The organism is Hydrogenophaga sp. PBL-H3 (assembly GCF_010104355.1).
GTDB lineage: Bacteria > Pseudomonadota > Gammaproteobacteria > Burkholderiales > Burkholderiaceae_C > Hydrogenophaga.
On the sequence record NZ_CP044972.1, the window covers coordinates 1,830,853 to 1,845,927 of the forward strand.

7 protein-coding genes are annotated in these 15,075 nt (G+C 60.0%); all 7 read left to right on the forward strand.

Annotated features, from left to right (window positions below; genetic code table 11):
• Positions 1–107: 107 nt before the first annotated feature.
• The 7 genes from F9Z44_RS08650 to drmB all read left to right on the forward strand — a co-directional run bounded on the left by F9Z44_RS08650 (position 108) and on the right by drmB (position 15,070).
• Positions 108–917, forward strand: coding sequence for an NYN domain-containing protein (locus tag F9Z44_RS08650; protein ID WP_159605277.1), 810 nt, complete (start codon positions 108–110; stop codon positions 915–917).
• Positions 918–1,359: 442 nt separating this feature from the next.
• Entirely contained in the window at positions 1,360–1,890 is a 531-nt protein-coding gene (locus F9Z44_RS08655; protein ID WP_162147752.1) for a hypothetical protein, read from the forward strand.
• A gap of 107 nt (positions 1,891–1,997) precedes the next feature.
• Positions 1,998–2,273 (forward strand): hypothetical protein, encoded by a 276-nt coding sequence (locus F9Z44_RS08660; RefSeq protein WP_159605279.1) that lies wholly within the window; start codon positions 1,998–2,000, stop codon positions 2,271–2,273.
• A gap of 219 nt (positions 2,274–2,492) precedes the next feature.
• Positions 2,493–5,654 carry a DISARM system SNF2-like helicase DrmD gene (drmD, locus tag F9Z44_RS08665; protein WP_159605280.1) on the forward strand — a complete coding sequence of 1,054 codons (3,162 nt, stop codon included), beginning with the start codon at positions 2,493–2,495 and terminating at the stop codon, positions 5,652–5,654.
• Positions 5,651–9,673 carry an Eco57I restriction-modification methylase domain-containing protein gene (locus F9Z44_RS08670; protein WP_159605281.1) on the forward strand — a complete coding sequence of 1,341 codons (4,023 nt, stop codon included), beginning with the start codon at positions 5,651–5,653 and terminating at the stop codon, positions 9,671–9,673. The genes drmD and F9Z44_RS08670 overlap by 4 nt, the downstream gene beginning before the upstream one ends.
• A gap of 106 nt (positions 9,674–9,779) precedes the next feature.
• Positions 9,780–13,217, forward strand: a complete 3,438-nt coding sequence (gene drmA / locus F9Z44_RS08675; protein ID WP_159605282.1) for a DISARM system helicase DrmA — start codon at positions 9,780–9,782, stop codon at positions 13,215–13,217.
• 11 nt (positions 13,218–13,228) lie between these two features.
• Entirely contained in the window at positions 13,229–15,070 is a 1,842-nt protein-coding gene (drmB, locus tag F9Z44_RS08680) for a DUF1998 domain-containing protein (protein WP_159605283.1), read from the forward strand.
• Positions 15,071–15,075 lie beyond the last annotated feature (5 nt).

The window sequence follows — 15,075 nt, forward strand, 5'->3', positions numbered from 1 at the left end:
CGCTGCACTGTCTGGGATCCTTCAGAAAGTTTTCAAGAATCGGGAGAAGAACTTTTGCAAGGAAGTTCCCTTCTCGGCACTACCATTGCGCATCTAAGGGGGGAGATATGTCAAATCGAGCATCAGCTCAGGTCGAGGCGAGAGTCGCAGTGCTCGTGGACTGCGACAACACGAGTCCAGAAGTCCTTGAGTACGCCCTGCGCGTCGTTGCACAGTTTGGTCGAGTGGTGCTTCGCCGCGGTTATGGCAACCACGCGACGCTGGCCAACAAGTGGCAAGAAGCACTCGTCCGGTTGGCTTTTACACCCTGTTTGCAATACCAATACGCTTCAGGCAAGAACACCTCGGACATCGCCCTGGCGTTGGATGCGGTGGAGGCGCTGTTTGATGATCGCGCTGATACGTTCTGCCTGGTCACGAGTGACTCCGACTTCGCCTACCTCTGCCGAAAACTTCGCGAGCGCGGTGCCACCGTTCACATCGTCGGCGAGGCCAAGACGCCTGATGCGCTTCGCAATGCCAGTGACCAGTTCTTCGAGTGGGTGAAGCCAGCTCCAGTCGAGGTCTCCTCTGGCGCTCCTGCCGCTGCATTGAAGCCAGGTGAGGGGAGGGCGGAGGCTCCCAAGTCAGAGGCTCCCAAGACGGTGATCAAGCGCCGCCCACTGTTCGTTGTTGAAGCCGTGAAGCTGCTGGCCAGCGACACCCCTGAAGGCAAAGTGAACCTGGGGCCTTTGGGGCAGTACCTGAAGCGCACCGATCCTGCCTTTTCGCCGCAAACCTATGGCCACTCAGGCCTGTTGGACATGCTGCGCACGTACGATCTTTTGACACTTCACCAAGAGCATGGTGGGCACTGGTCTGTGAGGCTGGCCCCCAGTCACGATGCAAGCGATGCACTCGCGGTCGAAACCGCATAGGTTTTGTTGAATCAGCGCACCTCGCTTTGTCCTCTCGGTCATTGCCGCGTTGGTAATGCTGCGCTGGGAGGGCGCCGGCTACCGCCAGGCATAGAAGCCACTGGCAGACACGCCCAGGACACGGCACCTGGTGCACCGACAAACCCGATGAAGCGGTGTCAGCCGCAGGTACATTGAGGGTCACTCGCTTTGGAACAACTTTATGCCTCTTTGTGCCTACTGCTTGCGAGAGGGAACCATGACTCGAGAGCATGTGATCCCGTCATTCGCATACTCCCTTCAACGAACGGCCTCTGAAAAGCCTCTGGGGTGGAGTGAGCCCGCCAACAAAATGGTTGGCGGTGAAATGAAAGTGAAGGACGTTTGCGAAGCTTGCAATAGCGGAGTCCTTAGTCTGCTTGATCGGTACGGCAAAGAACTCCTCCAATCTGCAGGAGTCCTAGTGCTGGACTTCCCGCACCGCAGCCTTACGCTCAGATATAACTACGATCAGCTCGCACGATGGCTTTTGAAAATATCGTTCAACTCTGCCCGCACAGATGGTGTGCATTCGCCCATTTTTGAAGAGTACATCCCCTACATGCTCGGACGCGCCTCGACGCCAAGTCGATCAAAGCTGGCGATGTTGAGCTATCTGGCTGCGCCAGAGAAGCTAAAGACGAGCGACGAGGCGATGGATGTGAGTAACCCTTTCATTGTGCGCATCAGCTACGGTCTTCACAACGACTACTACACGATGCGAATCGTAGGCTTCGGTCCGCTCTTCTTCTTTCTCTTGATCTTTCGGAACGACATTCTTCCTGGTCATGCAGCCGCAGCAATTCGACGTGTACTTAAAGATCAGCCAGGGGCGACCGAAATGAAACCCGCACAAACGTATGCAAGGCTCTTCTCAGGACCTAGTACTTGGCTGGATCTGTATAAAGTTCAGATTGCCCGTACTCAGTACGCCATGCGCGACTGGAACTCATAAGGAATGACGGCCGCCGAGAGCAAGGCCTCTGCTGCAATCTGGGAGGCACGCCACGTTGGCGCAGCACGCCAAAGACCAGGGCGACGGCGCCAGTCGCAGGTGCGCCGGTGGCCGACTGGGAAAGCCACAAGCGGGAGTTGGCGAGTGCTCAAGAGAACTACCGCAAGGTCATTGTCATCAGCGACCAACACCATGAGCGCTACGAAGCAGAGCATGGCTTGGTGTACGTTCCCAATGAGTTCTGGGCTGGGGTGGAACGAGCGACCTGTTTGCCATCGAAGCGTGGCAGCCGTAGCCTGATGGCGGACATCATTGAGAGCCTCAATGGGAACGTGGTTGGCATTTCACCGAACCGCGAGGACGTGAGCGACGCACTCTCCTGAATTCGCCCCCAGCATCAAACCGGAGAAGGCTATCGCCTGACTCCTTGACCTTAGGTGGGCGATCTCCGTCCACTCGTGAAGGTCGACCAAATGGAAACTCAGTCCAGTTCAGTTATGCTGAGATCGGCCGCGCATAGGCTAGGGGGGTAGGGTCAGGTTAGCAAGGAAGCTCCCGTGCGTTTGGCCTGCTTGAATAAACAAAAAGTGGGACGGGATAAGATGCACCGACTGCCAGAGGTCGGACAGCTTGCAGTGGTGCGCAAGCGTCCATTTGTCGTAACTGAGATTGTTCCGTCGGCGCCGGGCCTGGGCAGCATCGGTTCTGAGCCCAACCATCTAATCAAACTCTCCTCTGTCGAAGATGATGGCCTCGGCGAGGAGCTTCAGATCATCTGGGAACTGGAGCCGGGCACCTCGGTGTACGAAAAATCCAATCTGCCCGATCCGGACTCGTTCGACCACCCCAAACGCTTGCAAGCATTTCTCGACGCCGTCCGTTGGGGGGCCGTCTCCCAGGCCGACGACAAGGCTCTCCAGTCGCCTTTCCGCAGCGGCATCGAGATTGATGAGTACCAGCTTGATCCGGTGGTGCGGGCGCTGTCCATGCCGCGGGTCAATTTGCTCATCGCTGATGACGTGGGACTTGGTAAGACCGTTGAAGCCGGTCTGGTCATCCAGGAAATGATTCTTCGGCACCGGGTTCGCTCGGTGCTGATCGCCTGTCCATCGTCGCTTCAGATGCAATGGAAGGAGGAGATGCGCGACAAGTTCGGCTTGGAGTTCCGCATCGTCGACAGCGAGTCGGTCAGCCAGTTGCGCCGCAAGCGAGGCATCCACGTCAACCCGTGGAACCACTTCCCCCGCTTGATCACCTCGGTCGATTACCTCAAGCGTGAGCGGCAGTTGCGCAGCTTCCGGGAAACGCTGCCCTCGGGTGATCAGCCTACATTCCCGCGGGCCTATGACCTGATGATCGTCGACGAGGCTCACAACGTGGCGCCTTCGGGCCGCGGCAAGTACGCGACAGACTCGATGCGCACCCTAGCCATCCGATCTTTGGTGCCGCACTTCGAGCACAAGCTGTTTCTATCCGCCACACCGCACAACGGTTACCGGGAAAGCTTCGCCGCGCTGCTGGAGTTGCTGGACAACCAACGCTTCGCTCGCGCCGTCACGCCCAACCGCGCGCAGCTGGACGCCGTCATGGTGCGACGCATGAAGTCCGAGCTCAAGCTGCGCTGGGACGGCAGCCGGCGCTTTGCCGAGCGCATGGTTAAGCACCTGGAGGTGCCCTACACAGACGAGGAACGCGAGGCCCACCGCGCCCTGCGTGAATATTCCGAGCTTCGCCTTAAGCAAGCGACCTCTGACGGCGAGCGCATGGCTGCCGAGTTCGTGCTAAAGCTGCTGAAGAAGCGCCTGTTCTCGTCGCCGGCAGCCTTCGGTCTCACCCTCGAAAAACACATCGGCACGGTCGGCAGGAGCAAAGCCTCCAAGGCGACCACTCGCGACATCGAGGACTACTCCGATGATTTCGCTGATGACGAAGCGTATGAGGCCGAGACCAGCGAACTGGTCAGCGCGGTCAGCCAGGGGCTTTCGCCGACCTCAGCTGCAGAGAAAGCCTTGCTGCGTCGTCTCAGCGAGTTTGCCGCCAAAGCTAGCCAGCGCCCCGATTGCAAGGCGCAGGCCTTGATCGACTGGCTTAAGGCCACCTTGCGGCCGGGCGGCAAATGGAACGACGAGCGCGTCATCATCTTCACCGAGTACCGCGCCACCCAGAAATGGCTGTTCGACCTGCTCGCTCGCGAAGAATTTGCCCAGGACGGCCGCCTAGAGATGATCTACGGCGGTATGCCGAATGAGCATCGTGAGCCGATCAAGGCGGCATTCCAGACCCATCCGAAGGACTCGGCGGTGCGCATTCTGCTCGCCACCGACGCTGCCTCCGAAGGTGTCAACCTGCAGAACTACTGCTCCAAGCTGATCCACTTCGAGATCCCCTGGAACCCCAACCGCATGGAGCAGCGAAACGGCCGCGTCGACCGCCACGGCCAGAAGGCCAACGAGGTGCACATCCACCACTTCGTGGGACGCGGGTTTGACAGGGCCAGCACCACCGGCAAGGTAGGCGAATTGGAAGGAGACCTTGAGTTCCTGATGCGCGCCGCACTCAAGGTCGAGACCATCCGCGAAGACCTAGGCAAGGTCGGCCCCGTCATTGCCCTGCAGGTGGAAGAGGCCATGCTGGGCAAACGCAGCCGCCTGGACACCAACCGAGCCGAGCAAGACGCCGAGCCGGTGCGCCGCATGCTCAAGTTCGATCGCAAGCTGCGTGAACAATTGGAACGGCTCGCTTCCCAGCTGAATGACACCAAACACGAGTTGAACCTCACGCCCGAACACATCGAGAACGTTGTGCGCGTCGGCCTGGATCTCGCAGGCCAGCCAGGGTTGATTCCGGTGGAAGTGGATGGCATCTGGCCTGACCCCGCCGGCATACGCAAGACCTGCCCGGTGTTCCGCCTACCGGCGCTCACCAACAGCTGGGCGCAGTGCGCGGATGGCCTGGCCCACCCGCACAGTAAGATGCTGCGCCCCATCGTCTTTGATGCCGCCCTAGCCACGGGTCGTGATGGCGTGGTGCTCGCCCACCTAAATCACCGTCTGGTGCAGATGTGCCTGCGGCTTTTGCGCGCAGAGATCTGGTCGCTGGGCAGCCAGTCCAAGCACCTGTCGCGCGTGTCGGCCTGCGTGGTGGACGATTCGGCACTCAGCCACCCGGTGGTCATCGCGCATGGACGCATCGTGGTGTTGGGGGGTGACAACCACCGGCTTCACGAAGAGGTCATTACCGCGGGCGGCGCCCTGGTCGAAGGGCGCTTCAACCGGCTGAATGTCAGCGAAACCAAGGCGGCATTGGCTGCCATTACCGACATACCTGCTCCTGCCAGCATTGAGGCAAGGTTCCAGGACCTGTGGCCCAAGCAGCGTGACGCATTGTTGAGTGCGCTGGAAGCGCGTCGCGTCGAGCGCACTAAGAACCTGGAAAAGAACCTCGACGAACTGGCCGAGAAAGAAGTGAACAAGATTGCTGCCGTCATGACCGAACTGAAACGCAGCATCCAGCTTGAGCTGACGGACAAAGACAACCCCCAACTCTTGCTCGACCTGGGTGGTGACGAACCCGGCCGCCACCAGCGCGAACGCGACCTGGATGCGCTGCGCCGGCGCTTCAACGAGATCCCTGACGAGATCGCGCGTGAGTCCGAGCACATCCGATCCCGCTTTGCGAACCCCAGCGCCCGCCTGTTCCCGGTGGCCGTGACCTGGCTGATCCCACGGCGCGCCGTGCATGCGGTGACCGGGGGCAAGGCATGAGCCCGCCCAGCGTTTCCCGCCAGCACGCCGACTGGCTCTCGCTCGTCGAGGTTTCCGGCCCGTTCGTTTCGCTGCCCGTGTTGATGCGCGCCTTCCCGCAGGGCTTGGACGCGCGTGATCCGGTTCAGGCCAAGGCGTTGCGCGAAGCCTTCGAGGACTGGCAGGACAACCCGGCAGCCGCTGGTAAACAGCGCGCTTGGTTGTTGCACGTCCTAGCTGCGCTGTTGGGCTACCCCAGCCACCAGGTCGTCGAAGGTCAGGCACTGCCCGCAGGGCTGGAAGCGCGCATGCCCGAGATGGGCGAGACCCTGCGGCCCGACCTGGCACTCGTTGGCCCCGCCGGCACCGACAGCGCGGGTCAGACGCAGCTTTTGATCGCCACATATCCAGCCGAACAGGCGCTCGACAAGCCCGTCACCGGTCGGCACTGGAAGGCCACGCCCGGCACCCGCATGATGGAGCTGCTGCACGGCGCAGGCGTGTCGCTGGGCCTGGTCACCAATGGCGAACAGTGGATGCTGGTCTACGCTCCCCGCGGGGAAGTCACCGGCTACGCGTCCTGGTATACGTCGTTGTGGCTGGACGAGCCGATCACGCTGCGCGCCTTCCACTCGTTGTTGGGCGTCCGCCGCTTTTTCGGCGTTGCTGCAGACGGAACGCTGCAGGCATTGCTGAGGGAAAGCGCCAGCGACCAGCAGGAGGTCACCGACCAGCTCGGCTACCAGGTGCGTGAAGCCGTTGAAGTGTTAGTGCAGTCCTTCGACGCGCTGGACAAGGAAAGCAATCGCACGCTGTTGAAGGGTGTCAGCCCCGCGGCCCAGTACGACGCCGCACTCACCGTGATGATGCGGCTGGTGTTCCTGTTTTCGGCAGAAGAGCGGGGCCTCCTGCACTTGGGGAAGCCTCTCTACGACGACAACTATGCCGTATCCACTCTGCAGGAGCAGCTACAGGAGGTCGCCGACCAACATGGCGAAGAGGTGCTGGAGCGCCGTTCTGACGCCTGGGCGCGTCTGCTGGCCAGCTTTCGGGCCGTGCACGCCGGCACCCGGCATCAGGACTTGCTGATGCAAGCCTACGGCGGTTCACTGTTCGACCCCGATCGCTATGCCTTCCTCGAAGGCCGCGCCGCGGGCAGCAATTGGCGCAACACGGCGGCCGATCCGCTGGCGGTCAACAACCGGGTAGTGCTCCACCTGCTCAACTCCTTGCAGCGCCTGCGCATCAGGGGCGGGGCCGGCGGCACTACCGAAACACGGCGTGTCTCGTTCCGCGCCCTCGGCGTCGAGCAGATTGGCCATGTCTACGAGGGCCTGCTCGACCACACCGCGGTGCGCGCCACCGAGCCCGTACTGGGCCTTAAGGGCACGCGCAGAAAAGAGCCTGAGATTGCGCTGGCCAAGCTGGAGTTGTTGTTGGCGCAGGGGCAGGACAAGCTGATCGACTTCCTCAAGGAAGAGACCGGTCGTTCAGCTCCTGCCATCCGGCGAACGCTGAACGAAGGTGGCATGCTGGACGCGCACCGGCTGCTCCTGGCCTGCAACCAGGATGAAAGCCTGCAGACCCGACTTCGCCCCTTCGCGGGGCTGATCCGAAGTGATTCGTTCGAGCAGCCTCTGGTCGTGCTCACCGGGAGCGTATTCGTCACAGCCGGCTCCACCCGGCGCAGCACCGGCGCGCACTACACGCCACCGTCGCTGACCGAGCCCATCGTGCAGCACACGCTGGAACCCTTGGTCTACCTCGGCCCCGCTGAAGGTCTTCCGCGGGACGCATGGAAGCTTAAGTCTCCGAAGGAAATCCTATCGCTCAAGGTGTGCGACATGGCCATGGGCTCCGGCGCCTTCCTTGTTCAAGTCTGCCGATATTTGGCCGAACGCTTGACCGAAGCCTGGGAGAACGAGGAAAGCCGCCACCCAGGTGAAGTGCTGATCACGCCCGATGGCGTGTTTTCCGCGGGAAACCCGAGTGAGCGCCTGGTGCCCGCGGACAGTAATGAGCGCATCGCGATTGCGCGCCGCGTGGTGGCTGACCGCTGTCTTTACGGGGTTGACATCAACCCTATGGCGGTAGAAATGGCGAAGTTGTCGCTGTGGCTTATAACGGTGGACTCCAACCGACCGTTCACGTTCCTCGACCACGCGCTCAAGTGTGGCGACTCGTTACTCGGCATTACCTCGTTGGAGCAACTAGAGAACTTCAGCATGCGACCAGGGGGTGGCAGGCAACATGCGTTTGGCACGCTCAATTTGCAGCGACATATTGAAGAGGCGCAAAAGAAGCGCGAGGAACTGGAGTCGATGCCATCTGACACCCCAGAACAAATTTCGGTGAAGGCATCGTTGTATGCCGAAGCTGGAGAAGCTGTGGCTAAACTCAATTCAGTAGCAGATGTGCTAATTGCGGTCGAAATGAAGGAGCTGAAGGGTCGAGCATACGACACAGAGCGTGAAGCGTCAGTCGATCATATGATGATTCGTTGGGTGAGGGGAGTTAGTGATCTGAAAGATTTTGCCAAGGAACTGATCCATTATCAAGTCTTTCATTGGGCATTAGAGTTTCCAGAAGTTTTACGCAATGGTGGATTCGACGCTTTTGTTGGTAATCCACCTTTTATGGGCGGAAAAAAGATTACTGCCGCAACCGGCACCGATTATAGGAATTACTGCGTCACTCATCTTGCTAAGGGTGTCAAAGGCAATGCAGATTTGTGTGCCTACTTTTTTCTTCGCGCATCAAGCCTCTGCAAAAAATCAGGTCTATTGGGTCTAGTAGCAACAAATACTATTGGCCAAGGGGAGACGCGCGAGGTAGCGTTAGATCAACTCGTCGTCGACAGTTCGATCATAAGGGCAGTATCAAGTACCCCCTGGCCAGGAGCTGCAAATCTTGAAGTCGCCTATGTATGGGCTTTTAAAGGCTTGTGGAGCGGTGACATTTATCTCGATGGAATTGTTGTTCCGGAAGTCGGTAGCGACTTAATGGAAGTTTCTAAAATTCGGGGTAAGCCTTATGTCCTGTCTTCCAATTCGATGCTTGGTTTTCAAGGGACAATTGTGTTGGGCTTGGGGTTTGTGTTGCAGCCCGAAGAAGGAAGACTTCTCATTCAGCGCGCGCCCAGAAGTAGGGATATTCTGTTTCCATATATTAACGGCGAAGACCTTTTGGATCGCTTTGATCAAACTGCCAGTCGATGGGTGATCAACTTTGGCGACAGGTCTTTAGACGAGGCAGCAAAATACGCGGAATGTATGAGTATCGTAGTCGCCAATGTTAAGCCCGAGCGCGATATTCTCAAGGATAAAGGGTATCGCGAAAAATGGTGGCAATTTGGACGCAGGGCTGTTGATTTGTATCAGTCAATATCGGGGTTGCATCGCGTAATAGCAATGTGTAAAGTCGCGAAGCACTGCTGCATGGTCTTTGTTGATCCTTCTCAAGTTTTTTCTAATCGACTAACAGTATTCGCGATGCACTCTGGAGGGCATCTAGCATTGTTGCAGAGTACGTTGCATGAAGTTTGGGCCAGAAAATATAGTGCCACTTTAGAAACCCGACTAAGCTACACACCTACTGATTGTTTTGAAACATTTCCATTTCCCGAGTTGAGTCAGCAATTGAACAGAATAGGTGATGAATATAGTGAGGCTCGACAATCAATAATGATTAATCGAGGTGAGGGATTAACGCAGACTTATAACCGATTTCATGATCCCGACGAGCGCTCGTCGGATATAGCAGAATTACGTCGCTTGCACACGGATATGGATCAAGCGATTTCCGCTGCATACGGATGGGTGGGCTTGGATCTCGGCCACGCTTTCCAAAAATCCAAGCAGGGTATCCGTTTCACAATTTCCGAGACCGCGCACCATGAAGTTCTCGATCGTCTGTTGGCCCTAAACCATCAGCGCCACGCCGAAGAGGAAGCCAAGAATGCCGTACTACCTGCCGCGAGATCTGCGAAGGGAGGTCGCAAGCAGGATGACAACCGCGGCCAAATCGAGATGAACTTGTGATTGGAGATCATCCGTGACCGTGCCGACACCACCTGTATCGAAGCCGATTGCTCTGTCTACATTGACGCCACACACTCCTTCTTCAATCCGAGACGAGCTGACAGAGATGGTGGTCCGCGACCTCATCGGCCCTGCAGGCGGCCAAGACGAGGAATTGGACCAACACGAAGACCATACCTACCAGCGGTACCTCGTGGGCATGCTCGCCCCGAAGGGTAGCGAGGTCTCGGGAGGCGAACTCGACGAGTTGGCAACGGGCGATGGCGATGAGGGTGAAGAAGGCGCGCCAGAGTCGGGGGTGCCAGCGGGCGGCACCTACTTCCCGTCATCAATGGGTCTGAGTTTTGTCGTCGCCTCCGAGATAAATGAAATCGTCGTCGAGGCCGACTGGGGCCAATACCTCAGGGTCAAGAGCGCCAGGCAGGTCAAGAAGGATGGCAGCCCTGCGAACGTTTGGAAACGATCGCCGATCGTCGCGCCCGCCATGGTATTGCCACTGACGGATACCACGATGGCACCAGTGCAGTTGCATCCAGATCACCCGGATGTGCTGCTGCAGGGCCGCATCCGGTCGACCTCAGACGGCTGGGTGGTGACGCTGTTCATGGTCAACCAGCAGGAAGAGCGCAAAGGGCGGGGCGAGCCGCGCGATGAGGTCTGGGTGTTCCAGCCCAAGCTGCGCGTTCATGCCAGCAAACTAGGGCAGCCGGTCTTCGTTCAGCGCAAGAGCGCCAAATCGGACCTGTCCAAGATGGACGCCTTGACCCGCGAGGAGACCGAGACGCTCGAGATGCTCTACCGCCACCAGCGCGAGTTCGCGGTCGGACATGGCATCTCGGTCCACTCTACGCTGACCGAACCGCTGGCGGAACGCGCCACCATGGTCGAAACCGAATGGGTTCCCAAGTTCGATGTGCCGCAGCAGACGCCGCGATCGGCCGCCGACGATGAGAACCTAACCGGCCTGACGATGGACATGAAGGCGCTGGCGGAATTGCCCACCGCTGGCCTGATAGCTAGCCTTCGGCACATAGAAACGGCCTACCGTATTTGGATCAAGGCCGAAGAGGCCAAGCTGACGATGCAGGTGGAAGCGCTTGCCGGCCATGAGGATGCTGCCCGGCGCGCCATCAAGAACTGTAGACGGGCCTTGGAGCGCATCAAGGCCGGCATCAGCCTGATCGAGACTAATCCACTGGCCGAAGAGGCGTTTCGATTCGCCAACAGGGCGATGTGGAAGCAGCGGATCCACTCGACCTTCTCGCGCAAGGTGCGCAAGAAGGCGACGACTATTGAGGCTGGCGTAGACACAGAGGACTCGGCCAGGAATCGCAGCTGGCGTCTGTTCCAGGTGGCGTTTGTGTTGATCAACCTGCCCAGCCTGACCGACTTGCATCATCCGGACCGCAGTCATGAGACGGACGCGGTGGCCGACCTGCTGTGGTTCGCAACCGGCGGCGGTAAGACCGAAGCGTATTTGGGTCTGACGGCCTACACGCTGGCGCTTCGACGCCTGCAAGGAGTGGTGGAGGGGCGCCGCGGTGACCACGGCGTTGCGGTGCTGATGCGCTACACGCTGCGTCTGTTGACTCTGCAGCAGTTCCAGCGCGCAACGGCCCTGATCTGCGCTTGCGAAACCATCCGGCGAGCCGACACTGCCAAGTGGGGCGAGACGCCGTTCCGGCTGGGCCTGTGGGTGGGTGGCAAGACAACACCCAACAAGCTGGCCGGTGCCGCCAACGCACTGCGGCAGAAAAGCATGGGTGGCAAGCCGTCTGGCACTGGCACACCGCTGCAGATCACAACATGTCCATGGTGCGGGAGCGAGATCCGGGAGCAGCACCTTCGCGTGTATGAAGCGCCCTCAGACATCGGCCGCTGTGTCACCTATTGCGGCGACAGTCTCGGCCGATGCGAGTTCACCGAGCGGAATTCTCCCAAGGAGGGCTTGCCGGTGATGGTGGTGGACGAGGAGATCTACCGGCGCCCGCCGTCGCTGTTGATCGCCACGGTCGACAAGTTCGCGCAAATGCCATGGAACGGGCAGACGCAGATGCTCTTCGGCAAGGTCAACGAGGTCTGCGACCGTCACGGCTTTCTGTCGCCTGAGGTGGACGATGGGTCGTTCCATCCCGCGCGTAACGGACTGCCATCGGTCAAGAACCGGCCGCACAGTCCCTTGCGTCCGCCCGACTTGATCATCCAGGACGAGCTGCACCTTATCAGCGGCCCGTTGGGGTCCATGGTGGGGTTGTACGAGGCCGCGGTGGACGAGCTTTGCTCCTGGGAGGTGGACGGCAAGAAGGTTCGGCCAAAGGTGGTCGCTTCCACCGCGACGATCCGTCGCGCGCCCGACCAAGTGCAGAAACTCTTCGTTCGTAGGTTGGAGGTCTTCCCGCCCCAGGGCACCAGCATCCGCGACAGCTTCTTTGCTCTTCAGCGTCCGACCGGCGCCGAGTACCCAGGGCGTCGCTACCTCGGGGTGAGTGCCTTCGGGCGCCGGTACCCCGTGGCGATGATCCGCAGCTACGTGGCCCACATGGGCGCGGCGCAGGCGCTCTATGAAAAGTACGACAGCCTGGCCGACCCTTGGATGACGCTGGCGGGCTACTTCAACTCGATCCGCGAGCTGGCCGGTACCCGGCGCCTGGTGGAGGACGACATCCGTGCGCGATTGCGGGATGCCGATCAGCGTGGTCTGGCCAAGCGCAGGGTGCGTGCGTTGGAGGAGATGACATCGCGCAAGTCAGGAACCGATATTCCCAAGATCTTGGAGAGGCTGGAGGCGACGTTCTCTCAGGCGCTGGAGGTACAGCGGGCGGCTGAAAGGAAGGCCAACCAGCCGATGACATCGGCTGTGCCCTATGACGTGGTGCTGGCCACCAACATGATCTCTGTCGGCGTGGACATCGAGCGGTTGGGTCTGATGCTGGTGGCCGGACAACCGAAGAACACCTCGGAGTACATCCAGGCCACCAGCCGCGTGGGCCGATCGAACGACGGGCCGGGCTTGGTCTGCACCGTCTTCAACTGGGCCAGGCCGCGCGACCTGTCGCATTACGAGCGCTTCGAGCACTACCACGAGACGTTCTACAAGCATGTGGAGGCCTTGTCGGTCACACCCTTCTCGGCGCGTGCATTGGACCGCGGCCTGTCGGGCGTGATGGTGGCGCTGATGCGGCTCTGCGATGACCATCTGAACGCCAACCTGAAGGCTGGCGAGGTGGCCGATACCGACCCGTTGTGGGCCAAGGTGTTCGACGTGCTGATCAAACGCGCCGCCAATGCAACCCACGACCCTGCCGTGGCGGCGCGCATCAAGGACATGCTGGATCGCCGCCGCGACGAGTGGCTGAGCCGAGTGCACAACCAGAAGGACCACAAGCTGGCGTACAAATCCGAAGGCGGTGCCACAGTGGGCCTGTTGGTGGAGGCTGGCGACGCAGATTGGGAGCCGTTCACTTGCCTGAATTCGCTGAGGGATGTTGAAGGCACTGTTGATTTGGTGCTGGACCAGCGTGCTACAGGCTTGCGAGCCGACTGAGGACAACAAGAATGAACGAACTTGGCGAACTGCGCCCCAGCCAGCTGATCTTTACCTTTGGCATCGGCTCTCTGATCGATTTGCCCAACATGTCGGCCTTGGTGATGGGCCTCGACGACTGGGATACCCGCTATTGCAAGGAAATCGAGGAAGAGCGCCTCGTCGCAGCGGTACAAAAGCGGCTGGGGGCACAGATGAGCAGGCTCTACTTGCCGCCCATCAAGTCGGACGGCATGGATCGCGATCCCACGGCGCCCGCGGTAGGGGTGCCAGTGGTGCCCTTCCCGCGGTGGCTTCGATGCTCACTGTGTGACACGCTGGCTACGGTTGAGTCGGGTGTCTTTAAGCTGGTCCAGGACCCGTACCGCCCTGACAAGACCGAGTACGTTCACCAAGGTTGTTTGAAGAGCCAGGGCAGTCGTGCGCCGTCGGCGAGGTCCGTCCGTTTTCTGTTGGCATGCAGGGAGGGCCACTTGACCGACTTCCCTTGGCTAGACTTCGTGCACAAGGGCAATGTACCGTGCCGGCCGGCGACACTGACGCTGAGGGAGTTCGGTGCTTCTGGCGACGCGTCGGACATCGCGGTGAAGTGCCACTCCTGTGGAGCAGAGCGACGCATGGCCGATGCGTTCGATCCCGACGCGGCGGTCGCTTGCTCGGGCCATCACCCGCATCTGAGGCTGCTCGAGGCCGGCTGCCAGGAGAAAGCCAAGGCAATCCTGCTCGGGTCATCAAACAGTTGGTTCCCAACAGCACTTTCTGCCCTATCGGTGCCCAGAGCGGTCGACAAGCTCAGCAAGCTGATCGAGGAACAATGGGCCGAGCTGAAGGACACCGAGGACATCGACGAGGTCCGGCTGCTGCGTAAGAAGCTGCAGAAATTCCAGTCTCTGATCCCGCTGTTCACGGAGTTCAAGGACGAGGAAATCTGGAAGGCCATCGAGACCAAGCTTGCGGGTGGGCTCAAGGATAAAGCGCCGGCAGACGACCTCAAGTTACCCGAGTGGCTGGCGTTTTCGCAGCCGGGCAGCGCTGCAGAGAACCGAGACTTTAAGCTGAGGCAGGTGGCGCCGCCGCTGGGGTTTGATGCCTTGTTGGGAGACACCGTCTTGGTTGAGCGTGTGCGCGAAGTCCGTGCGTTGCTGGGCTTTACCCGGATCGAATCGAACGCCGACTTTGCTGAAGCGACCGTGTTGAAGGATGGCCGGCTGACCAACCTGAGTCGTACCAGCCCCAAGTGGCTGCCCGCCTCAGAGGTGCGTGGGGAAGGGATCTTCATTCGCGTGCGCGAAGATGCGCTGTTGGCGTGGGAGGCGAAACCGGCTGTGCAGCAACTGACGCAAGAGTTCCTGGCCTCTCACAAGGCATGGAGGGCGCTGAGAAAGCTTCAACCGCTTGACGAAGGTTTTCCGGGCATCCGTCTGGTGCTGCTCCATTCGCTGTCGCATGCCTTGATGCGCCAGATCGTGCTCGACTGTGGCTACACGTCGGCCAGCGTGCGCGAACGCTTGTACTCGCGGATGCCAGGTGAAGACGGTGGGCCGATGGCCGGGATCTTGCTGTACACAGCCGCGCCGGACAGTGAAGGGACGCTTGGCGGCCTTGTCGAACTGGGGGACCCCCTCACGCTGGGCCGTCACCTGCAGCAAGCTCTTGAAAGCATGCGCCTGTGCGCATCAGACCCGCTGTGCTCAGAGCATCGTCCCGATACTCTGGGCCGCGGCATTCAGGGCGCGTGCTGCCATGCCTGCCAGTTCGCCCCGGAGACATCGTGTGAGCGCGGTAATCGGTATCTCGACAGGTCGGTGCTGGTCAACACCTTCTCCGCCCGCGGCACGGCGTTCTTTGACTGATAGCA

Excerpts from the sequence above, each read along its gene's own strand:
- drmD (WP_159605280.1), top strand. The coding sequence starts at position 2,493 with ATGCACCGACTGCCAGAGGTCGGACAGCTTGCAGTGGTGCGCAAGCGT.
- drmB (WP_159605283.1), top strand. The coding sequence starts at position 13,229 with ATGAACGAACTTGGCGAACTGCGCCCCAGCCAGCTGATCTTTACCTTT.
- F9Z44_RS08670 (WP_159605281.1), top strand. The coding sequence starts at position 5,651 with ATGAGCCCGCCCAGCGTTTCCCGCCAGCACGCCGACTGGCTCTCGCTC.
- F9Z44_RS08650 (WP_159605277.1), top strand. The coding sequence starts at position 108 with ATGTCAAATCGAGCATCAGCTCAGGTCGAGGCGAGAGTCGCAGTGCTC.
- drmA (WP_159605282.1), top strand. The coding sequence starts at position 9,780 with ATGGTGGTCCGCGACCTCATCGGCCCTGCAGGCGGCCAAGACGAGGAA.